Below are 20,781 nucleotides of genomic sequence, written 5' to 3'. Positions count from 1 at the left end.
ATTTTGCGCTATCCTCGCTAATCGTGCCGCCTACTGCATAGAACTGGACAGTCACAAACGCTTTGCGGCATAGTCGCCGGGTTCTGCCGTACCCACATCAATAACAAGGAACAGCCGATGGCGACCTTACTGGTTCTTCACGGACCCAACCTGAACCTGCTCGGCACCCGTGAACCGGGCGTCTACGGGGCAGTGACCCTCGATCAGATCAACCTCGATCTGGAACGACGGGCCCGTGATGCCGGCCACCATTTGCTCTACCTGCAAAGCAATGCCGAGTACGAATTGATTGATCGCATCCATGCCGCGCGCGGCGAAGGCGTGGACTTTATCCTGATCAATCCCGCCGCTTTTACGCATACAAGCGTTGCATTACGTGACGCGTTGCTGGCGGTGAGCATCCCATTCATCGAAGTGCATTTGTCCAACGTGCACAAACGCGAACCTTTCCGCCATCACTCTTACTTCTCCGACGTAGCGGTAGGAGTGATCTGCGGCCTTGGCGCCAGCGGTTACCGACTGGCCCTGGAGGCCGCCCTGGAACAGCTTGAAGAACAGGCCAAGCGCCCCTGACCGACCCTTGGGAGTTGATGATTCATGGATATCCGTAAAGTTAAGAAACTGATCGAACTGCTGGAAGAATCCGGTATCGACGAGCTGGAAATCAAGGAAGGCGAAGAGTCCGTACGGATCAGCCGTCACAGCAAGACCCCGGCCCAACAGTTCTACGCACCACAAATGCAAGCACCGGCACCTGCTGCCGCGCCGGCCGCCGCACCTGCTGCTGCCGCTGCTCCAGCCGCACCGGCCGCGCCAGCGCTGAACGGCTTCGTGGTCAAGTCGCCAATGGTCGGTACGTTCTACCGCACCCCGGCACCGACCTCGCCAGCCTTCGTTGAAGTAGGCCAGACCGTGAAAGTGGGCGACACCATCTGCATCGTGGAAGCGATGAAAATGATGAACCACATCACCGCTGAAAAAGCCGGCGTCGTCGAATCCATCCTGGTAGAAAACGGTCAGCCGGTTGAGTACGACCAGCCGCTGTTCACCATCGTTTGAACCGCGGAGCGCCTTCGATGTTGAAACCTGCGAAGAAACTGCAAAAAGTCCTGATCGCCAACCGCGGCGAGATCGCGCTGCGTATCCTGCGCGCCTGTAAGGAAGAGGGCATCAAGACCGTCGCTGTTTACTCGACGGCCGATACCGAATTGATGCACGTGAAACTGGCGGACGAAAGCATCTGCATCGGCCCGCCACTGGCCACGAACTCGTACCTGAAAGTCTCGAACATCATCGCGGCCGCTGAAGTGACCGGCGCTGATGGCATCCACCCGGGCTACGGCTTCCTCGCGGAAAACGCCGATTTCGCCGAACAGGTGGAAAAATCCGGGTTTGCCTTCATCGGCCCGAAAGCCGAAACCATTCGCCTGATGGGCGACAAGGTCTCGGCCAAGGACGCCATGATCGCCGCCGGCGTACCCACCGTGCCTGGCTCCGACGGCCCGCTGCCTGAAGACGAGGCAACCGCCCTGCGCATTGGTCGCGAAGTCGGTTACCCGGTGATCATCAAGGCCGCCGGTGGCGGTGGTGGTCGCGGCATGCGCGTGGTGCACAAGGAAGAAGAACTGATCGAAGCGGCCAAGCAGACCCGCTCGGAAGCTGCCGCCTGGTTCGGCAACCCGATGGTCTACCTGGAAAAGTACCTGACCAACCCACGTCACGTGGAAGTGCAGGTTCTGTCTGACGGCCAGGGCCACGCCATCCACCTGGGTGATCGCGACTGCTCGCTGCAACGTCGTCACCAGAAGGTACTGGAAGAAGCACCAGCACCGGGCCTGGACGAGAAAGCCCGCCAGGAAGTCCTGGCGCGCTGTGTCAAGGCGTGCATCGACATCAACTACCGTGGCGCCGGTACCTTCGAGTTCCTCTACGAGAACGGTCGCTTCTACTTCATCGAGATGAACACTCGCGTGCAGGTAGAGCACCCGGTTTCGGAGATGGTCACCGGTATCGACATCGTCAAGGAGATGCTGAGCATCGCCGCCGGCAACGTGTTGTCCTTCACCCAGGACGACGTGAAGATCCACGGCCACTCCCTGGAGTGCCGGATCAACGCCGAAGACCCGAAGACCTTTATCCCGAGCCCAGGCCTGGTCAAGCACTTCCATGCCCCAGGCGGCAACGGCGTTCGCGTCGATTCGCACCTGTACAGCGGCTACAAGGTCCCGTCCAACTACGACTCGTTGATCGGCAAGCTGATCACCTGGGGCGCCACCCGCGACGAGGCCATGGCCCGTATGCGCAACGCCCTGGACGAAATCGTGGTCGACGGCATCAAGACCAACATCCCGCTGCATCGGGACCTGGTTCGCGATGAAGGCTTCTGCGAAGGTGGTGTGAACATTCACTACCTGGAACACAAGCTGGCCAACCAGTAAGTGTTCCACCCAACAAAGCCGCCTTCGGGCGGCTTTGTTGTTTGTGGGCCCTCTACTTTGAAGATGTACACAGTCCAAATGTGGGAGGGGGCACCCCGATAGCGGTGGATCAGTGACAGATACTGAGACTGACACACTGCATCGGGGGCAAGCCCCCTCCCACATTTGACCGGCGTGCAGTCAGTAGTGTCGTCTTCTGCTGTTCGCTGGCGTAAACTTGCGCGCTTTCGCGACCTCGCTCGTCGCACACTCATTTTTATTCAAAGGTGCCCGCCATGCCTTGGCTGCAAGTCCGCCTCGCCATCAGCCCAGAACAAGCCGAAACCTACGAAGACGCTTTCCTCGAAGTGGGCGCGGTGTCGGTGACGTTCATGGACGCCGAAGACCAACCGATCTTCGAGCCGGAACTCAATACCACCCCGCTGTGGTCCCATACCCATCTGCTCGCCCTGTTCGAAGACGGCACCGATGCCGCCGCCGTCCTCGCCCATATGGAACTGCTCACCGGTGGCCCGCTGCCAGAGCACCACAGTGAAGTGATCGAAGACCAGGACTGGGAACGCAGCTGGATGGACAACTTCCAGCCAATGCGTTTCGGCCAGCGCCTGTGGATCGTGCCAAGCTGGCATGCCGCCCCTGAGCCGGATGCAGTCAACCTGCTGCTCGACCCGGGCCTGGCTTTCGGTACCGGCACCCACCCGACCACGGCCCTGTGCCTGGAATGGCTGGACGGCCAGGACCTGACCGACAGCCACGTGCTGGACTTCGGCTGCGGCTCGGGGATCCTGGCGATTGCCGCCCTGCTGCTGGGCGCCAAGGAAGCCGTGGGCACCGATATCGACGTACAAGCCCTGGAAGCCTCCCGCGACAACGCCGGGCGCAACAACATCCCTGAAGGCAAATTCCCACTGTACCTGCCGGAGCACTTGCCCCAGGTGCAAGCCGATGTGCTGGTGGCCAACATCCTCGCCGGCCCGCTGGTCTCCCTGGCGCCGCAGCTGTCGAGCCTGGTCAAGCCGGGTGGCCGCCTGGCGCTGTCGGGTATCCTTGCCGAGCAAGGCGAAGACGTTGCCGCCGCGTACGCGAAGGATTTCGAGCTGGATCCGATCGCCAACCGCGATGGCTGGGTACGCATCAGCGGGCGTCGGCGCTAGAATGAGCGCTTGCCTGAATCGGATGGCCGCATGACCGACAGTTTCGTCACCCAATGTCCGCATTGCCAAACGCGCTTTCGCGTCAACCACGCTCAGTTGAGCGTGGCCCGCGGCGTAGTGCGCTGCGGCTCGTGCCTGCAAGTGTTCAACGCCGCTCGCCAGTTACTCGAGCAGCGCGCCCACGCGCCCGCCGCCGCTGTGGAACCACCGGCGGCCCTTGAGCCAGCCCCGCAGGCAGCGCCCGAGACAACACGGGCAATCAGCCAGAAGCAGTGGACAGCCGAAGAGCTGGACCTGGATAACCTGGACCTGGACGAAGAACTGGCCAAGCTGGAACGCCGCGAGATTCAGCACACCCAGCCGGTGGGTGCGGAGCGTCGCCAACCCGGCTCCGACCGCCGGCAAAAAGAAGAGTCCCTCAGCGCCAGCCGCGATACCGTCAAGGCCGAGGAAGAAAAGTGGGCCGCCAGCCTGTTCAGCGAGCCGCCTGAAGAACGCACCCAAGCCGCTGAAGACGAACCTGAGCCAGCCAAGGCAACGGCGCCCCGACAGCGCACCGAACCGTCCATGTCATTCAGCATGGACGATATCGATGACGAACCACCGCTGCATGCCACCCATGACGCGGCTGAACTCGACCCGCCCGTCACCCCCATTACCGACGAAGCAGACACGGCAGCCCCCGAAGAACGCCCCCTGCCCCGCCGCAAACGCCCGCGCGCCGAGACCGGTGCCCACGACGATGTCCTCCAGGACCTGGAAGACGACCCGCTGCACCTCTACGCGCAGAAACGCCCGTCGGGTTGGGGCCGTCGTCTGATCTGGCTGTTGCTGGTGCTGATCGCCGCCGCCGGCCTTGCCGGCCAGTACATCGCCTATCAATTCGACGACCTGGCCCGCCAGGACGCCTACCGCCCATGGTTCCAGCAGTTATGCCCGACATTGGGCTGCACCGTGCCGTCGCGCGTCGATATCGCCCATATCAAGAGCAGCAACCTGGTGGTACGCAGCCATCCGGACTTCGCCGGGGCGCTGGTAGTGGACGCGATCATCTATAACCGCGCGACGTTTTCCCAGCCATTCCCGCTGCTGGAACTGCGCTTTGCCGATTTGAACGGCGGCCTGATCGCCAGTCGTCGCTTCAAGCCCGCCGAATACCTGAGTGGCGAGCTGGCCGGGGTGAGCGAAATGCCCTCCCAGACGCCGATCCATATCTCCCTGGACATCCTCGATCCGGGCAACAAAGCCGTGAATTACAGCCTGAGCTTCCACTCGCCCGAGTGAATCGGTTCACGCAGCGAAGCTTTACGACAGATTCCAGACTGAGTCACCGGCGACCAAACCGGTGGCGATAAAGAAATAACTGTTCAGATTTTATCCAATTCAGCCTTTATCCAGTCATCGAGAGCGGGTATCATGCCAACCCTTTTTCGAACTCTAATGATCCGGCCCCACAACAGGGAAGTCCTATGTCGGCGGTACGCATCGGCCCATACACATTGCAGAATGGCTTGATTCTCGCCCCCATGGCGGGCGTCACCGACCAGCCCTTTCGTCAGCTGTGCAAGCGTTTGGGCGCGGGTCTAGTAGTCTCGGAAATGGTCACCAGCGACATGAGCTTGTGGAACACCCGCAAATCGCGGATGCGCATGATCCACGAAGGTGATCCCGAGCCCCGCTCGGTACAGATCGCCGGTGGAGATGCACAGATGCTGGCGGATGCGGCCCGAGCCAACGTGGAGCTGGGTGCGCAGATCATTGATATCAACATGGGCTGCCCGGCCAAGAAGGTTTGCAACAAGGCCGCCGGTTCGGCGTTGTTGAAGGACGAGCAGTTGGTCACCGAGATCCTGCAGGCCGTTGTCGCCGCAGTGGATGTGCCGGTGACCCTGAAGATTCGTACCGGCTGGGACCGGGACAACAAGAATGGCCTGACGGTGGCGAAGATCGCCGAACAGGCGGGTATTACAGCGCTGGCGGTACATGGCCGCACCCGCGCCGATCTGTACACCGGTGAAGCCGAGTACGACACCATTGCCGCGATCAAGCAGGCGGTGTCGATGCCGGTGTTTGCCAATGGCGATATCGATTCAGCCGAGAAAGCCCGGCGCGTGCTGCACGCAACCGGTGCCGATGGCCTGTTGATTGGCCGGGCCGCCCAGGGGCGACCGTGGATTTTTCGTGAGATCGAGCATTTTCTGCGTACGGGCGAAACCCTGCCGGCACCGGAGTTGATCGAGGTGGAACGTATTCTGCTAGAGCATCTGGCCGCCCTGCACGCCTTCTATGGAGACGTGATGGGAGTACGCATTGCTCGCAAGCATGTCGGCTGGTATCTCGCAACCCTGCCGGGCGCCAGGGAGTTCCGCGCCCACTTCAATCGTTTGGATGATACGGAAGCACAGTGCGCCAACGTTCGTGAGTTCTTCAGCGAACGTTACAAGAGCCTGGGGACAGGGGACGGAAAGGGGGTGGCCGCATGACGATGATGACCGAGACTTTAGTGAGTGGAACAACACCCGTGAGCGACAACGTCAATTTGAAACAGCACCTCAACACGCCGAGCGAAGAAGGCCAGACCCTTCGCGGGAGTGTCGAGAAGGCGCTGCACAATTATTTCGCCCACCTTGAGGGCGCTTCCGTCACGGACGTGTACAACCTGGTGCTCTCCGAAGTCGAGGCACCCTTGCTCGAAAGCGTGATGAACTACGTCAAGGGCAACCAGACCAAAGCCAGTGAGCTGCTGGGCCTCAACCGTGGCACCTTGCGCAAAAAGCTCAAACAATACGATTTGCTGTAAGCATTCAATCCAACCAGAAAGGCGCCCGCGTAAAACCGGTCGCCTTTTTTGCTGACTCCTTTGCTTTTGATGGAAATTGAAATGACCGACCAGACTACCCGCCTGCCGATCCGCCGCGCCTTGATCAGTGTTTCCGACAAGACCGGGATCCTCGAATTTGCCCGGGGGCTGGAAGCCCTGGGCGTGGAAATCCTCTCCACGGGCGGGACCTTCAAACTGCTGCAGGACAACGGCGTGGCCGCAGTAGAAGTCGCGGACTACACCGGTTTCGCAGAAATGATGGACGGTCGGGTCAAGACCCTGCACCCGAAAATCCATGGCGGCATCCTCGGCCGTCGCGGCGTCGACGACGCGATCATGAACGAACACGGCATCAAGCCGATCGACCTGGTGGCCGTCAACCTCTACCCGTTCGAAGCCACCATCAACAAGCCAGGCTGCGACCTGCCGACCGCCATCGAGAACATCGACATCGGCGGCCCGACCATGGTGCGCTCGGCGGCCAAGAACCACAAAGACGTGGCGATCGTGGTCAACGCCAGCGACTACGCCCAAGTACTGGAAAGCCTGAAGGCCGGTGGCCTGACCTACGCCCAGCGTTTCGACCTGATGCTCAAGGCGTTCGAACACACTGCCGCCTACGACGGCATGATCGCCAACTACATGGGCACCGTGAACCAGGCCGCCGAAACCCTGAGCACTGAAGGCCGCAGCCAGTTCCCGCGCACCTTCAACAGCCAGTTCATCAAGGCCCAGGAAATGCGCTACGGCGAGAACCCGCACCAGAGCGCGGCGTTCTACGTGGAAGCCAAACCGGCCGAAGTGGGCATCGCCACCGCGACCCAACTGCAAGGCAAAGAGCTGTCCTACAACAACGTGGCCGATACCGACGCCGCGCTGGAATGCGTGAAGAGCTTCGTCAAGCCCGCCTGCGTGATCGTCAAGCACGCCAACCCATGCGGCGTGGCCGTCAGCCCCGACGCTGAAGGCGGCATTCGCCAGGCCTACGAACTGGCCTACGCCACCGACACCGAGTCGGCCTTCGGCGGCATCATTGCCTTCAACCGTGAACTGGACGCCGAGACCGCCAAGGCCATCGTCGAGCGTCAGTTCGTCGAAGTGATCATCGCGCCCTCCGTCAGCGAAGAAGCCCGCGCCATTGTTGCCGCGAAAGCCAACGTGCGCCTGCTGGCCTGCGGCGAGTGGTCGGCCGAACGCGCCGCCGCCTGGGACTACAAGCGCGTCAATGGCGGCTTGCTGGTCCAGAGCCGCGACATTGGCATGATCAGCAGCGCCGACCTGAAGGTAGTGACCAAGCGCGCGCCGACCGAGCAGGAAATCAACGACCTGATCTTCGCCTGGAAAGTGGCCAAGTATGTGAAGTCCAACGCCATCGTCTACGCCAAGAACCGCCAGACCATCGGTGTCGGCGCCGGCCAGATGAGCCGCGTGAACTCGGCGCGTATCGCCGCGATCAAGGCCGAACACGCCGGGTTGCAGGTCGCAGGTTCAGTGATGGCTTCCGATGCGTTCTTCCCGTTCCGCGACGGTCTGGACAATGCCGCGAAAGCTGGCGTGACTGCCGTGATCCAACCGGGCGGCTCGATGCGTGACGCCGAAGTGATCGCCGCCGCTGATGAAGCCGGCATCGCCATGGTCTTCACTGGCATGCGCCACTTCCGTCACTAAACACCACTGCTTTCCTACTGTAGGAGCGAGCTTGCTCGCGAAAAGCCCGAAAACGCCACGGGGAGCCAGATGCCCCCCGTCATCGTTGACGATCTTCGCGAGCAAGCTCGCTCCTACAGAAAGCACAGCGTTTCACAGAGGTTTTTGACATGAATGTTTTGATCATTGGCAGCGGTGGCCGTGAACACGCCCTGGCCTGGAAAGTTGCCCAGGACCCACGCGTCCAGAAAGTCTTCGTCGCCCCCGGCAACGCCGGTACCGCCATCGAAGCCAAGTGCGAAAACGTCGCCATCGACGTACTGGCCCTGGAACAACTGGCCGACTTCGCCGAGAAAAACGTCTCCCTGACCATCGTCGGTCCGGAAGTGCCATTGGTTGCCGGTGTCGTGGACCTGTTCCGCAGCCGCGGCCTGGATTGCTTCGGCCCAACCGCCGGCGCGGCCCAGCTGGAAGGCTCGAAAGCCTTCACCAAGGATTTCCTGGCGCGCCACAAGATCCCGACCGCCGACTACCAGAACTTCACCGAGATCGAGCCGGCCCTGGCCTACCTGCGTGAAAAAGGCGCACCGATCGTGATCAAGGCCGACGGCCTGGCCGCCGGTAAAGGCGTGATCGTCGCCATGACCTTGCAGGAAGCCGAAGACGCGGTGCGCGACATGCTCGCCGGCAACGCGTTTGGTGATGCCGGTTCGCGCGTGGTCATCGAGGAGTTCCTCGACGGCGAAGAAGCCAGCTTTATCGTGATGGTCGACGGCAAGAACGTACTGCCGATGGCCACCAGCCAGGACCACAAGCGCGTCGGCGACGGCGACAGCGGCCCGAACACCGGCGGCATGGGTGCCTACTCCCCAGCCCCGGTGGTGACCGCCGAGGTGCACCAGCGCGTCATGGACCTGGTGATCTGGCCAACCGTGCGCGGCATGGCCGACGAAGGCAACGTGTACACCGGCTTCCTGTACGCCGGCCTGATGATCGACAAGGCCGGCAACCCGAAAGTCATCGAGTTCAACTGCCGCTTCGGTGACCCGGAAACCCAACCCGTGATGCTGCGCCTGCAATCGAGCCTGGTGCTGCTGGTGGAAGCCGCCCTCGCCCAGGCGCTGGACAAGGTTGAAGCACAGTGGGATCCACGCCCGAGCGTCGGCATCGTGCTGGCAGCCGGCGGCTACCCTGCCGACTACGCCAAAGGCGATGTGATTGAAGGCCTGGACGCGGCTGCTACGCTGGAAGGCAAGGTGTTCCATGCGGGCACCGCGCTCAAGGATGGCAAGGTTGTCACCGCGGGTGGCCGTGTGTTGTGCGCTACCGCGATGGGTGCCAGTGTCGACGCTGCGCAGCAACAGGCTTACAAGCTGGCGGCGAAGATCGACTGGAAAGGCTGTTTCTACCGCACGGACATCGGTTATCGCGCCATTGCACGCGAACGTGGCGAAAACCAGTAACACTAGCTATCCGTTCGGTTAGGCAAGGGCCTCTGGCCCTTGCCGTATACAGGCCTCCCCGCGCATAGTTAACCGTGCATCAACCTACGAAGGGATTTCGCCGTGCGCTGGCTCAGGATCGCCATAGGTTTTACTGTCAGTCTGCTGACACTGCTCTGCTTGTTCCCGGCCCAGGCCGCCGCGCAAGGCAGTGGCTGGGCGGTATTGCTTGATGAACAGGCCGACCTGCAACTGAGCGACATCCGTTCCTCGCGCTACACCAATCAATTCAGCCCCATCGAACTGGACCGGATTACCGCCGCCGCGCCGGACGGTGCGTTGTGGGTACGTTTCAAGCTGCAGCCCGGCAAGCACGAGCAAGTGCTGCGCATATTCGCCCCGGACGTCTCACACCTGAGCCTCTATGTGCTGGACGGCGACACCCTGATCGAACAACAGAGCACCGGCACCCGCCAGCCCCAGGCGGAACGCCCGTTGCCCAGCAGCGATTTCATGCTGCCGATGCCCCAGAGCCAAAAGCCCCTCGAGGTGTACCTGCGCCTGGTCTCGGAACACGAACTGCGCCCCTACATCACCCTGGAGCCGGCCGTCCTGGCTGCCGCCGACCAGAACCAGACGCTGATCTATGGCCTGCTGTTCGGCTGCCTGTTGATGTTGATCCTGCACAACCTCACACGCTTCGCCTACCACCGCTCGCGCAGCAGCCTGTGGCTGGCGGCGTGCGAAGGCCTGTTGATGCTCAGCCTGGCGCTGCTGCTCAACCTGGTGGGGCCATGGCTGCCCGACTGGCACGCGATCCAGACGCCAGGCGCCTACCTCGCCCTGCTGCTGACTGCACCCTGCGGGCTGATGTTTGCCTACCGCTTCTTCATGCCCCTGGGCCCGCACCCGCTGAACAAGCTGCTGATGGCCGACATCCTGCTGATCGTGCTGTGTGGCCTGTTGCTGTTGTTCGTCAATACCCTGCCGCTGAACATCATCACCTACGTCCTGGTAGCGCTGGCGGGCCTGAGCATGCTGTTTGTCTCGGCCTACCACTGGCAAAAAGGCTACCGCCCGGCGCGGCTGTTCGTGGCGGCGATGGTCGTATTCAACATCGGCACGTTGATCATCCTGCCCGCCCTGCTCGGTCTGACACTGGTAGCACCCCAAGGCCTGATCATCACCTTGCTCGGGTTTGTCTGCCTCAGCGGCCTGCTGATGAGCCTGGCGCTGGGCGAGCGCCAGCGCGCGATTGTCGAAAAACGCTTCAGTGTCAGCCGCGACCTGGCCGCCAGCAATGCCGAAATCGCCGCCAAGGCCGAGTTCCTGGCGAAAATCAGCCACGAAATCCGTACCCCCATGAACGGCGTGCTGGGCATGACCGAACTGCTGTTGGGCACGCCTTTGTCGGTGAAGCAGCGCGACTATGTGCAGACCATTCACAGCGCCGGTAATGAACTGCTCACGCTGATCAACGAGATTCTCGATATCTCCAAGCTCGAATCCGGGCAAATCGAACTGGACGACGTGCAGTTCGACCTGAATGCCCTGATCGAAGACTGCCTGAGCATCTTCCGCGCCAAGGCCGAGCAGCAGAACGTCGAGCTGATCAGTTTTATCCAGCCCCAGGTGCCGCGCGTGATCAGCGGCGACCCGACACGCCTGCGCCAGGCGATGCTGAGCCTGCTGGAAAACGCCCTGCAGAAAACCGACGAAGGTGAAGTGCTGATCGTCGTGGCACTGGACGAACGCAGCACCAAGCCGCGCCTGCGCATTGCCGTACAAGACAGCGGCCTGCCGATGGAAGCCGCCGAGCGCGACGCGTTGCTGCACAGTGAGTTGCACAGCAAGAACTTCCTGTCGGAGACGCGCTTGACCGGCCACCTGGGCCTGGTGATCGCACGCCAACTGATCCTGTTGATGAATGGCGAATTTGGTATCAAGAGTGGCGCGCAACAGGGCAGCACCCTGTGGCTGACCCTGCCGCTGGACCCGGAACGCCTGGAGCACCCGACCTCCGACCTCGATGGCCCGCTCAAGGGCGCGCGGGTACTGGTGGTGGACGACAACGACACCTGCCGCAAAGTGCTCGTGCAGCAATGCACCGCCTGGGGCCTCAACGTCAGCGCCGTGCCGTCGGGCAAGGAAGCCCTGGCGCTACTGCGCACCAAGGCGCACCTGCGTGATTACTTCGATGTGGTGCTGCTCGACCAGAACATGCCGGGCATGACCGGCATGCAACTGGCGGCGAAAATCAAGGAAGATCCGAGCCTGAACCACGACATCCTGCTGATCATGCTCACCGGCATCAGCAACGCGCCGAGCAAGATCATTGCGCGCAATTGCGGGATCAAGCGCATCCTCGCCAAGCCGGTGGCCGGCTATACCCTCAAGACCACCCTGGCCGACGAGCTGACCCAGCGCAGCAAAGGCAATGTACAGCCCCGCGCGCCCCTGAGCGTGCCAGCGCCTGTCACCGTGCCCAGTGATTTCCGCATCCTGGTCGCTGAAGACAACAGCATCTCCACCAAAGTGATCCGCGGCATGCTGGGCAAGCTCAACCTCAACCCGGACACCGCCAGCAATGGCGAAGAAGCCCTGGAAGCGATGAAAGCCCAGCGCTACGACCTGGTATTGATGGACTGTGAAATGCCGATCCTCGACGGCTTCTCGGCGACCCAGCAATTGCGTGCGTGGGAGGTCAGCCACCAACGCATCCGCACGCCGATCGTCGCCCTCACGGCGCACATCCTCTCGGAACATAAAGAACGCGCACGCCAGGCCGGAATGGACGGGCATATGGCCAAGCCGGTAGAGCTGTCACAACTGCGCGAATTGGTGGAGTTCTGGGTGGCGCAGCGTCAACAACGCCCGGAACACGCCCCGTCCTGAACGCAGAACACCCGGCAGATAGAACTGTTGTGGCAAGCCCGCTTGTTGTGGCGAGCGGGCTTGCCCTAATGCCGTTCAGTTAAGGCTTTTTTGTAGGAGCGAGCTTGCTCGCGAAGAACTCACAGGCGCCGCGTTCACTCAGGAAACACGCGTTATCGTTGACGTTTTTCGCGAGCAAGCTCGCTCCTACAGAAGGCGATGTACGCTTAACTGAACGGCATTAGGGCTTGCCCCGCGTTGGGCTGCGCAGCAGCCCCAGTAAAAAAAGAACGCGGTGTATCAGACACTCTGTAGAGGCTGGGCTTGGGGCCGCTTCGCAGCCCAACGCGGGGCAAGCCCGCTCGCCACAGGGGGGATTTGTCTGGGGCTGAAAAGTGGGGCAGATACCCATGGTCATCGGGGCACGCGCCCTCCCACATTTGATCTCTGACGCCTGATAGACTCTCCACACTTTCCCCGCCCACGAGCCGCTCCCATGCTCCACGTGCTATTCAGCGTTTACCTGAAGATGCTGGTGCTCTACAGCCCGTTCTTCGTACTGTCCTGCTTTATCAGCCTGACCCGTGGCTACTCCAGCAAGGAGCGGCGGCGCCTGGCCTGGAAAGTGGCGCTGGCGACCCTGATCTCAAGCGTGTTGCTCTACCTGTTCGGCCGGGTGATTTTCAGTGTATTCGGCATCACCGTGGATGCGTTCCGCATCGGCGCCGGCAGTGTGCTGTTTATCTCCGCCCTGGGGATGGCCCAGGGCAAGTCGGCGGTACAGACCGACAACGTGCAACAGGACGTCACCATTGTGCCGCTGACGATCCCGCTCACGGTCGGCCCCGGCACTATCGGTGCGCTGCTGGTGATGGGCGTCAGCCAGCCCCATTGGGATGACAAGATCTCCGCCATCCTCAGCATCGCCCTGGCCAGCCTCACAGTGGGCGTGGTGCTGTACCTGTCCAACCGTATCGAACGCATTCTCGGCGACCAGGGCTTACAGATTGTCAGCCGGTTGATGGGGTTGTTCGTGTGCGCCCTCGCTGCGCAAATCATCTTTACCGGCGTGCGCGGTTACCTGGTGCCCTAGATCCGGTACTTGGCGATTGCCAGCTGGACTTTGTCCCCCGCACTCTCACGCATCAATTGGATGGTTTTTTCGTTGACCACCGAGGTATTCAGCACCAGGCAGGTTTGCCCGCTGAAAGCCTCGAACGACGAGCTGTCCCACTCCAGAAACGGCAAGCCCACCTGCTTGCTCACGCCCTGGCTGCTGTAGGTCACCAGCACCATCATCACTTCGCCGTCGCGCTCGGCGCAGGATGCCAGGCCGAAATCACCGCCCTGGCGTACGGTGCTATTGCGCTTGAACAGCTCGAAAGAAGCCGGCTGTTGCTTCAAGGCTTCCAACGCATCGGCCGCCAACTTCGGCAGCGCCTCCAGCCAGGGTCCGCTCAGGGATGTCGACGCCAGCATGGCAGCAATGATATTCAACGCCGCCAGTTGCACCGTCAGGCCCTTGCCAGAGCCTGAGACCCGCTCGAAGCGACTGCGCACCGGCAGCCAGCCCAGGCTGACCATGACCTTGATGAATTCGTCGTACCACTGCTCGGTACCCCGGTGGACCTTCAACACATCGCTCACGTAGCTGCTGGCCAGCAGATAGCTTTTGCGAATGTACTCGCGGTTCAGGCCGCTCAGGCCGTCGGCAAATGAATTCACGCCGTTGTTCACCACCGCCGCATTGCAGTCATCCTCGACGTCGATCTTGACCGGCTGCGCCCCAGGCGCCCCAGGCAGTTTGTACGCGGCGATCAACTTGCGCCGTTTGGTGTGATTGATCCTTCTGTGATGTCGCTCCATTTTCCAGTTCTCCACAAGCACCCCACATAGGGCGTGTGACCACACTAGTCCAGGGGCTGGCGGGTTTTCCAGACGACAAACATCGCTTGCGAACACACCGCGAAAAACGCCTCCCAGCGATCGTTGGGCGTATCCCCCGGCCTTCCGGCTTTCATCGACAAAAAAAGAAAAAGCCCCGCATAACGGCAGGTGTTCACCCATCGTCACTCGGAGCTTTCGGGCCACTGCGGGGCCGTTTTCAGGCGACGGGCTTGGCCCCGTACCAGCGCGGCGTGTACACCCACTCACCGCCACCGGCACGTGGGAACGTGCAGGTGGTGGATGAGCCGACCAGCACCATGGTGCGCATGTCCACCTGGTCGGGCGTGAGTTGCCCCAGCGTGGTGACCCGCAGGGTCTGGCCGGGGCGACCGATATCGCGGCCCAGTACCACCGGCGTGTCGGCCGTGCGGTGCTGCGCGACGATTTCCAGGGCACGCCCCAATTGCCATGGCCGCGCCCGCGAGATCGGGTTGTAGAACGCCAGGGCCAGGTCGGCCTGGGAAGCGAGGTCCAGGCGTTTTTCGATAATCGCCCAGGGCTTGAGGTTATCCGACAGCGACATCACACAGAAGTCATGTCCCAACGGTGCGCCTGCCTGGGCAGCCGTGGCCAGGCTGGCGGACACCCCCGGCAGGATTTCCAGGTCGACCTGATGCCACGCCGGGTCACTGGACTCGTGCAACGCCTCGATCACCGCCGCAGCCATGGCGAATACACCAGGGTCGCCGGACGACACCACCACCACCGAACGGCCTTGGGCTGCCAGCTCGAACGCGTGGCGCGCACGCTGCATTTCTTCACGGTTATCAGTGCAGTGCTGCACCTGGTCGTCACGGAAAGGCCCGGCCATGCGCACATAGGTTTCATAGCCCAGCACATCGGTGCAACGCGCCAGCTCGGCCTTCACCGCCGGAACCATCAGTTCGGCCGCGCCAGGGCCCAGGCCGATCACGGCGAGGCGCCCACGCGCGCGGCCAATTTGCGACACATCCAGGGGCTGCTCGGCGACAGTGATCATGATCTCTGCGTCTTGCTCCACCTTGGCGAAGCGCAGCGGCACGCCCAACGCCAACGCGGCATCCTGCAACGATGCTTGCGCCATCTGCGTCTCACTGGCCAACAGGCAGGCCAGGGATTGCACGGCGATCCCCGCGTCATGCAACGCCGTGCGCACACGCGCCGCCAACTGCGCACCGGGCTTGCACGTAGCGCAGACGTTCTTCGGATAGATCAGCAATTCATTGGCCGCAGGCGCACGCTCGGTATTGCCCACATGAATCGCCAGGCGCGCCTGCTGATCCTGCGGCAGGTTGGCCTGGTCCAGCCACGGCGCGGCACCTTCGATGCGCACGCTTTCGCCGGCCAGCAGGTCCGAGACAAAGCGCTTGCCCAGCTCCAGGTCACCCAGTTGATAGCCCGCCGGCGGGTTGAGCAGGCAGGTGCCGAAACGCAACTCGCCGCTGGTGGTGATCGCAGCGTGCACGCCCAGGGCCGCGGCAATATCCCGCGCCATGACGTTTACGCCTCCCAGGCCGCCCAGCAGCGGTACAACGGCACTGCCGTCTTCAGCCACGGCCAGCACGGCGGGTTCTTCGCCTTTTTCCAGCAGCAGCGGCGCCAGGGTGCGGATCACGATACCGGCCGCGCACAACGCAATCAGCGGCGTGCCTTGCTGGTACAGCTGGCGCAGGGTCGCACCGAACTCACTGTAGGCTTGGTCCGCGCCGTCGACCCGCCCGGCCAGGCCATGGATCAGCGCGCCAGGGTAAACCTGTTGAATCTTGCGCGCAGTGGCCAGGCTGCCCTGGCCAAGGATGACAATCGCCGGCTTCATCAACCTTGCCACCGTTCACCGGGCACGATGATCAATGAGAAATACGGTGACGACATCGGCTCCACCTGATCCAGCGGCACGATCTTCTGGTTGGCCATGGTGGCGCGCTCCACATACAGCGCACGCTCGGCCAGGCCGAGTTCTTCCAGCACCTGGCGCACCTTGGGGAAATTGCGCCCCAGTTTCATGATCACCGCCGCATCGGCATCCGCCAGGCGGCGCTTGAGGTCGTCATGGGGCAACACACCCGAGAGCACTGACAGGCTCTGGTTGCGATACACCAATGGCGCGCCGAGTACCGAGGCGCCACCGAGCATCGAGCACACGCCCGGGATGACCTGGGCTTCGTAGCGCTCGGCGAGGCGGTCGTGCAAGTACATGTAGGAGCCGTAGAAGAACGGGTCGCCTTCACAGATCACCGCCACGTCGCGGCCGGCGTCCAGATGCGCGGCGACGTCGAGGCTGGCGCCGTCGTAGAAGTCGCTGATCACTTGCTCATAGGACAGCGGCGCCGGCAGCGCTTCGGTGGTCACGGGGTACACCAACGGCATCAGGGTCTGTTGCGGCACCAGATGGTCTTCGATGATGCCGAAGGCGTTACCCTTCTTACCCTTGGCCACGAAGTACGCCACCACGGGCGACTCGCGCAGCAGGCGCAGGGCCTTGAGGGTGATCAGCTCCGGGTCACCGGGACCGACGCCCAGGCCGATCAAACGTCCGCGTGCCGGCATTATTCGACCTCCGTGGCGAGGGCATTGACTGCAGCGGCGGCCATGGCACTGCCGCCCAGGCGGCCTTGCATGATCACGAAGGGCACGCCACGGCTATCGGCGGCCAGCATGGCCTTGGACTCGGCGGCGCCGACAAAACCGACCGGGAACCCCAGGATCAGCGCCGGCTTCGGCGCACCGGCGTCGAGCATCTCCAGCAGGTAGAACAAAGCCGTCGGCGCGTTGCCGATCACCACCACACTGCCTGCCAGGTGCGGGCGCCACAGCTCCAGTGCGGCGGCGGAACGGGTGTTGCCCAGCTCCCGCGCCAATTCCGGCACGCTGTCGTCGCGCAGGGTGCAGATCACTTCGTTGTTGGCCGGCAGGCGCGCGCGGGTCACGCCTTCGGAGACCATCCGCGCATCACACAGAATAGGCGCGCCAGCAGCCAGCGCATCGCGCCCGGCCTTGCCTGCGCCTTCGGAAAACTGCAGGCCGTCGATGGCCTCGACCATGCCGCAGGCATGAATCACCCGCACCGCGAGTTTCTCCAAATCAGCCGGGATACGCTCCAACTTGGCTTCCGCGCGAATAATGGCGAAGGAGTTGCGATAGATCTCCTGACCGTCGCGGATGTAATCAATCATCGGTGTTGCTCCGTGGGCGAGCGCGCAGCAGGGCGCCCGCCGCTTCAATGGAAAGAGTGCGCGCGTGCAGCCGGCCGAAGCCTGGGTGGGCGGCATCGCGAAAATAGAGGTCGTAGTGGCCAGGACTCACCGCCAGCAGGGTGACCGGCGCGGTATGTGCCGCAGCGCAGGAGCGTGGGCAGCCGGACAGGTGAACCTCGTGCTCGGTCTGTAATGAGGCCAGTCGCACGGCGTCGACCTTGGTATCGGCCAGGGCCTTTACGCAGCCACTGGAACCGGTGCAGGCGGTCATGCGCGCCAGGGGTTGGTCGGGAGTGCAGAGGAAGCCCAGCTGCCCCAGGCGTTGGGTCACGGCGTGAGGTTTTTCGACGTTGGGCAGCAGCACACCTTGCCAAGGGGTGAAGCGCAATGTGCCGTCGCCATGTTCGTTGGCGAGTTGCGCGACGCCCCTGAGCATCGTCGAATCCAGGCGCCCCAAGGGTACGATGGCAGCGACGTAGAATTGATTTTTTTGAGACTGTGGATAACTCCCGAGGTGCAGCAAAGCACCGCTGGGCGGGCGCTGGAAGCCGTCGGCTGGCAGCAGCGGCAGGCTGAGGCGGCTCAGCAACTTATCCACAGCCAGATGGCGCATGCGCGTTTGCTCTGGGGTGGCGAGGTCAAGAAACGCCTCCAACACCGCCACCACCAATGCATGACCCTGCTCCAACGGCACGGCAGCCAACGGCGCATCCAGCCCCGGACAACCTGCCAGGCCGAACGCGAGGAGCGTCTGGCCATTGCGTACGAACGCCGACAGCCACAGATCGTGATGATGCTCGAGCATCGCCAGGGCCTCGCCGCCGTCCAGTTGCACGGCGAACTTGGCCGACAACTCATGGAAACGCGGATGATTTTGCAGGGTGGCGAGGATCTGCTCGGCCAGCGGGCGGGTGTCGAACAGCATCTGTGGATCAATACCGGCACTGGGGCTGAGCATCAGGTTGCGTACGTCATCCCCGGCGGCGTTGCTCGGCCCCAGGTCGGCGGCCAGCAGCCTGGCGATCAAGGCGTCTTGCTCGACACCGATCCCGCGAATCTGCAGGTTCGCGCGGTTGGTCGCCTCGATCACGCCCCCCGCGTACGCCTGGGCCGCATCCGCCACGGCATGGGCCTGGGCGGCGCTGATCGAGCCACCGGCCAATTTGATCCGGCAAATGCCGCCATCCAGCGCCTGGACGATACGCAGCAACCCCGGACAAGCCGAGGGGCGCAAGGTGTTCAGAGCGGGCGTTGGGTTCACAGGGCTACCGGTTCACGGGTAAAGGCGCGGTATTATGCCTGCTTTGTCCGGCGGCATGAAAAGCCTGCCCGTCGGATGTCGTTCAAGGAATTGATATGTCGCCCTGGCTGACGGTTGTAGGCATCGGTGAAGACGGCTTCAAGGGGCTGGGCAGGAATGCCCGGCATGCCCTGTTGCGCGCCTCGCGGATTATAGGTGGTCAGCGCCAGTTGGACCTGTTGCCGGTGTGTATTCGTGGTGAGCGCCAGGTGTGGCCGAGCCCGTTTTCCCTGGAACCGGTACTGGCGCGGCGCGGCGAGCCTGTGTGCGTGCTGGCCAGCGGCGACCCGATGTTCTATGGCGTGGGCGCCAGTTTGGCGCGCCAGGTGGCGGCTGAAGAACTGCTGATCTTGCCGGCGCCGTCGTCGGTGTCGTTGGCGGCGGCGCGGTTGGGCTGGCCGTTGCAGGAGGTGGTGACGCTGTCCGTGGTGGCCCGGCCGGTGGCGGCGCTCAACGCGCATCTGGCCACGGGTGTGCGTTTATTGGTACTGAGTAATGACGGCGGCAGTCCCGCGTTGATTGCTTCGTTGTTGGCCGAATCCGGGTTTGGGCCCAGCCGATTGACAGTGTTTGAACACCTGGACGGCGCGGATGAGCGGCGCATCGACGGCTTGGCCGAGGATTGGCAACACGCCTCGGTCGCCGACTTGAACCTGGTCGCCATCGACTGCCTGGCCTCCAGCGACACACCCCGTCTATCGCGCCTCGCTGGCTTGCCCGATTCCGCCTTCCGGCACGACGGCCAACTGACCAAGCGCGACGTCCGCGCCATGACCCTCGCCCGCCTCGCCCCGATGCCCGGCGAGCTGCTGTGGGATGTGGGTGCGGGCAGCGGCTCCATCGGCATCGAATGGATGCGTGCGCACCCCAGCTGTCGCGCACTGGCGATTGAAGCGGACGAAGGCCGCCAGGGCCTTATTGAACACAACCGCGACGCCCTCGGCGTGCCCGGTTTGCAGTTGATTCGTGGCAAAGCCCCGGAAGCCTTGCACGGCCTTACAGCACCCGACGCCATCTTCATCGGCGGCGGAGTCACCCGCGAGGGCGTGCTCGACACCTGCTGGCAACACCTGCGCCCCGGCGGCCGGCTCGTCGCCAACGCCGTGACCCTGCAAAGTGAAATGACCTTGATGAACTGGCGCGCTCAACATGGCGGCGAACTGACCCGTATCCACGTCGCTCAGGCCCAGCCGCTGGGTGAATTCGATACGTGGCGGCAGGCGCTTCCGATCACCCTGCTGGAAGTGGTCAAGCCGCGATGAAACGCATCCTGCTGCTGGGCGGTGTGACCGAAGCGCTGGCTATCGCTCGTACGTTGGGGCCGGAGCATATCTACAGCCTGGCCGGTGTGGGCCGTGTGCCGACCGATCTCGCCTGCCAAGTGCGTGTCGGCGGTTATGGCGGCGCCGAAGGGCTGGCGCAGTTTGTGCGCGACGAACACATCAGCTTGATTCTCGACGCCACCCACCCGTACGCGGCGCAGATCAGCCGCAATGCCGCCGAGGCAGCAAGGGTGTGCGGTGTGCCGTGTTGGGCGTTGCGGCGTCCGGCGTGGCAGCCGCAGGCGGGGGATGATTGGCGAGAGGTGAGCGATTGGGCCGCGTTGATTGAAGCGTTGAAACCGTTCAAGCGCCCGCTGTTCACGTTGGGACGAGAGCCGTTGCAGCACCTTGATGAGATCCCGCCGGAGCAGTTCTGGACGTTGCGCGCGCTGGATGTGTATCCCGGCAATGAGCGCTGTGAAGTGATCGGCGCGCGCGGGCCTTTCTTGATCGAGGATGAGCGGGCGTTGTTCGAACGGCGTGGCATTGACGTGCTGATCAGCAAGAACAGCGGCAGCACAGCGACGGAGCCGAAGCTGGAAGTGGCGAGGGAGCGTGGGGTGCCGGTATTGGTGTTGAAGCGGCCGGTGTTGGCGGCTGTGGATCGGGAGCTTTTGTCGCCCGCGGAAACAATCGATTCGTTGGCAGATTTCATTCGATAAG

At 62.8% G+C, this 20,781-nt stretch carries 18 protein-coding genes; 13 read left to right on the top strand and 5 right to left on the bottom strand.

Annotation, left to right across the window (positions count from 1 at the left end; translation table 11 throughout):
• Positions 1-117: 117 nt before the first annotated feature.
• From aroQ to AB7933_RS04705, 11 genes are all read left to right on the top strand, one after another.
• Positions 118-573, top strand: a complete 456-nt coding sequence (gene aroQ, locus AB7933_RS04755) for a type II 3-dehydroquinate dehydratase (RefSeq protein WP_024073171.1) — start codon at positions 118-120, stop codon at positions 571-573.
• Positions 574-597: 24 nt separating this feature from the next.
• Positions 598-1,059, top strand: a complete 462-nt coding sequence (gene accB / locus AB7933_RS04750) for an acetyl-CoA carboxylase biotin carboxyl carrier protein (protein ID WP_024073170.1) — start codon at positions 598-600, stop codon at positions 1,057-1,059.
• 17 nt (positions 1,060-1,076) lie between these two features.
• A complete protein-coding gene (gene accC, locus AB7933_RS04745; protein WP_024073169.1) occupies positions 1,077-2,438 on the top strand; it encodes an acetyl-CoA carboxylase biotin carboxylase subunit in 1,362 nt (453 codons plus the stop codon).
• Between the two features lie 275 nt (positions 2,439-2,713).
• Positions 2,714-3,592, top strand: coding sequence for a 50S ribosomal protein L11 methyltransferase (gene prmA / locus AB7933_RS04740; protein ID WP_024073168.1), 879 nt, complete (start codon positions 2,714-2,716; stop codon positions 3,590-3,592).
• A 30-nt stretch (positions 3,593-3,622) separates the two neighbouring features.
• Positions 3,623-4,876 carry a DUF3426 domain-containing protein gene (locus AB7933_RS04735; protein WP_024073167.1) on the top strand — a complete coding sequence of 418 codons (1,254 nt, stop codon included), beginning with the start codon at positions 3,623-3,625 and terminating at the stop codon, positions 4,874-4,876.
• A gap of 185 nt (positions 4,877-5,061) precedes the next feature.
• The gene (dusB, locus tag AB7933_RS04730) at positions 5,062-6,075 is read left to right on the top strand and encodes a tRNA dihydrouridine synthase DusB (protein ID WP_024073166.1); all 1,014 of its coding nucleotides are present in this window, start codon (positions 5,062-5,064) and stop codon (positions 6,073-6,075) included.
• Entirely contained in the window at positions 6,072-6,392 is a 321-nt protein-coding gene (gene fis, locus AB7933_RS04725) for a DNA-binding transcriptional regulator Fis (RefSeq protein ID WP_002555375.1), read from the top strand. The genes dusB and fis overlap by 4 nt, the downstream gene beginning before the upstream one ends.
• Positions 6,393-6,473: 81 nt before the next feature.
• A complete protein-coding gene (purH, locus tag AB7933_RS04720; RefSeq protein ID WP_024073165.1) occupies positions 6,474-8,081 on the top strand; it encodes a bifunctional phosphoribosylaminoimidazolecarboxamide formyltransferase/IMP cyclohydrolase in 1,608 nt (535 codons plus the stop codon).
• A gap of 149 nt (positions 8,082-8,230) precedes the next feature.
• A complete protein-coding gene (gene purD, locus AB7933_RS04715; RefSeq protein ID WP_024073164.1) occupies positions 8,231-9,523 on the top strand; it encodes a phosphoribosylamine--glycine ligase in 1,293 nt (430 codons plus the stop codon).
• A 102-nt stretch (positions 9,524-9,625) separates the two neighbouring features.
• Positions 9,626-12,397, top strand: a complete 2,772-nt coding sequence (locus AB7933_RS04710; RefSeq protein WP_024073163.1) for a hybrid sensor histidine kinase/response regulator — start codon at positions 9,626-9,628, stop codon at positions 12,395-12,397.
• Between the two features lie 475 nt (positions 12,398-12,872).
• Positions 12,873-13,469: a MarC family protein gene (locus AB7933_RS04705; RefSeq protein ID WP_024073162.1), complete on the top strand. Its 597-nt coding sequence runs from the start codon at positions 12,873-12,875 to the stop codon at positions 13,467-13,469.
• Here AB7933_RS04705 and AB7933_RS04700 read toward each other — a convergent pair.
• The 5 genes from AB7933_RS04700 to cobG form a co-directional block, all read right to left on the bottom strand.
• Positions 13,466-14,242, bottom strand: a complete 777-nt coding sequence (locus tag AB7933_RS04700) for a hypothetical protein (protein ID WP_024073161.1) — start codon at positions 14,240-14,242, stop codon at positions 13,466-13,468. The two genes, AB7933_RS04705 and AB7933_RS04700, sit on opposite strands and share 4 nt — an antisense overlap.
• 238 nt (positions 14,243-14,480) lie before the next feature.
• Entirely contained in the window at positions 14,481-16,118 is a 1,638-nt protein-coding gene (cobJ, locus tag AB7933_RS04695) for a precorrin-3B C(17)-methyltransferase (protein ID WP_024073160.1), read from the bottom strand.
• Positions 16,118-16,849, bottom strand: a complete 732-nt coding sequence (locus tag AB7933_RS04690) for a precorrin-2 C(20)-methyltransferase (protein ID WP_024073159.1) — start codon at positions 16,847-16,849, stop codon at positions 16,118-16,120. Before AB7933_RS04690 ends, cobJ begins: the two co-directional genes overlap by 1 nt.
• Positions 16,849-17,475 carry a precorrin-8X methylmutase gene (locus tag AB7933_RS04685; protein ID WP_024073158.1) on the bottom strand — a complete coding sequence of 209 codons (627 nt, stop codon included), beginning with the start codon at positions 17,473-17,475 and terminating at the stop codon, positions 16,849-16,851. The genes AB7933_RS04690 and AB7933_RS04685 overlap by 1 nt, the downstream gene beginning before the upstream one ends.
• Positions 17,468-18,757, bottom strand: a complete 1,290-nt coding sequence (cobG, locus tag AB7933_RS04680) for a precorrin-3B synthase (RefSeq protein WP_081730317.1) — start codon at positions 18,755-18,757, stop codon at positions 17,468-17,470. Before cobG ends, AB7933_RS04685 begins: the two co-directional genes overlap by 8 nt.
• A 95-nt stretch (positions 18,758-18,852) precedes the next feature.
• On the opposite strand from cobG, the gene AB7933_RS04675 reads away from it, so the two are divergent.
• Both AB7933_RS04675 and AB7933_RS04670 read left to right on the top strand, forming a co-directional pair.
• A complete protein-coding gene (locus AB7933_RS04675) occupies positions 18,853-20,058 on the top strand; it encodes a bifunctional cobalt-precorrin-7 (C(5))-methyltransferase/cobalt-precorrin-6B (C(15))-methyltransferase (RefSeq protein WP_024073156.1) in 1,206 nt (401 codons plus the stop codon).
• Complete coding sequence (locus AB7933_RS04670; protein WP_024073155.1) at positions 20,055-20,780, top strand: cobalt-precorrin-6A reductase; 726 nt, start codon at positions 20,055-20,057, stop codon at positions 20,778-20,780. Before AB7933_RS04675 ends, AB7933_RS04670 begins: the two co-directional genes overlap by 4 nt.
• Position 20,781 lies beyond the last annotated feature (1 nt).

This window comes from Pseudomonas gorinensis (assembly GCF_042015035.1).
GTDB lineage: Bacteria > Pseudomonadota > Gammaproteobacteria > Pseudomonadales > Pseudomonadaceae > Aquipseudomonas > Aquipseudomonas gorinensis.
The sequence above is the reverse complement of the archived record's forward strand: the minus strand, read 5'-3'. Positions and strand labels throughout refer to the sequence as shown.

What these genes read in the sequence shown, in the direction of transcription:
- accB (WP_024073170.1), top strand. Translation starts at nt 598, where the DNA reads ATGGATATCCGTAAAGTTAAGAAACTGATCGAACTGCTGGAAGAATCC.
- AB7933_RS04685 (WP_024073158.1), bottom strand. Translation starts at nt 17,475, where the DNA reads ATGATTGATTACATCCGCGACGGTCAGGAGATCTATCGCAACTCCTTC.
- purH (WP_024073165.1), top strand. Translation starts at nt 6,474, where the DNA reads ATGACCGACCAGACTACCCGCCTGCCGATCCGCCGCGCCTTGATCAGT.
- AB7933_RS04690 (WP_024073159.1), bottom strand. Translation starts at nt 16,849, where the DNA reads ATGCCGGCACGCGGACGTTTGATCGGCCTGGGCGTCGGTCCCGGTGAC.
- prmA (WP_024073168.1), top strand. Translation starts at nt 2,714, where the DNA reads ATGCCTTGGCTGCAAGTCCGCCTCGCCATCAGCCCAGAACAAGCCGAA.
- cobJ (WP_024073160.1), bottom strand. Translation starts at nt 16,118, where the DNA reads ATGAAGCCGGCGATTGTCATCCTTGGCCAGGGCAGCCTGGCCACTGCG.
- AB7933_RS04705 (WP_024073162.1), top strand. Translation starts at nt 12,873, where the DNA reads ATGCTCCACGTGCTATTCAGCGTTTACCTGAAGATGCTGGTGCTCTAC.
- AB7933_RS04735 (WP_024073167.1), top strand. Translation starts at nt 3,623, where the DNA reads ATGACCGACAGTTTCGTCACCCAATGTCCGCATTGCCAAACGCGCTTT.
- AB7933_RS04700 (WP_024073161.1), bottom strand. Translation starts at nt 14,242, where the DNA reads ATGGAGCGACATCACAGAAGGATCAATCACACCAAACGGCGCAAGTTG.
- accC (WP_024073169.1), top strand. Translation starts at nt 1,077, where the DNA reads ATGTTGAAACCTGCGAAGAAACTGCAAAAAGTCCTGATCGCCAACCGC.
- AB7933_RS04670 (WP_024073155.1), top strand. Translation starts at nt 20,055, where the DNA reads ATGAAACGCATCCTGCTGCTGGGCGGTGTGACCGAAGCGCTGGCTATC.
- AB7933_RS04675 (WP_024073156.1), top strand. Translation starts at nt 18,853, where the DNA reads ATGTCGCCCTGGCTGACGGTTGTAGGCATCGGTGAAGACGGCTTCAAG.
- purD (WP_024073164.1), top strand. Translation starts at nt 8,231, where the DNA reads ATGAATGTTTTGATCATTGGCAGCGGTGGCCGTGAACACGCCCTGGCC.
- dusB (WP_024073166.1), top strand. Translation starts at nt 5,062, where the DNA reads ATGTCGGCGGTACGCATCGGCCCATACACATTGCAGAATGGCTTGATT.
- fis (WP_002555375.1), top strand. Translation starts at nt 6,072, where the DNA reads ATGACGATGATGACCGAGACTTTAGTGAGTGGAACAACACCCGTGAGC.
- aroQ (WP_024073171.1), top strand. Translation starts at nt 118, where the DNA reads ATGGCGACCTTACTGGTTCTTCACGGACCCAACCTGAACCTGCTCGGC.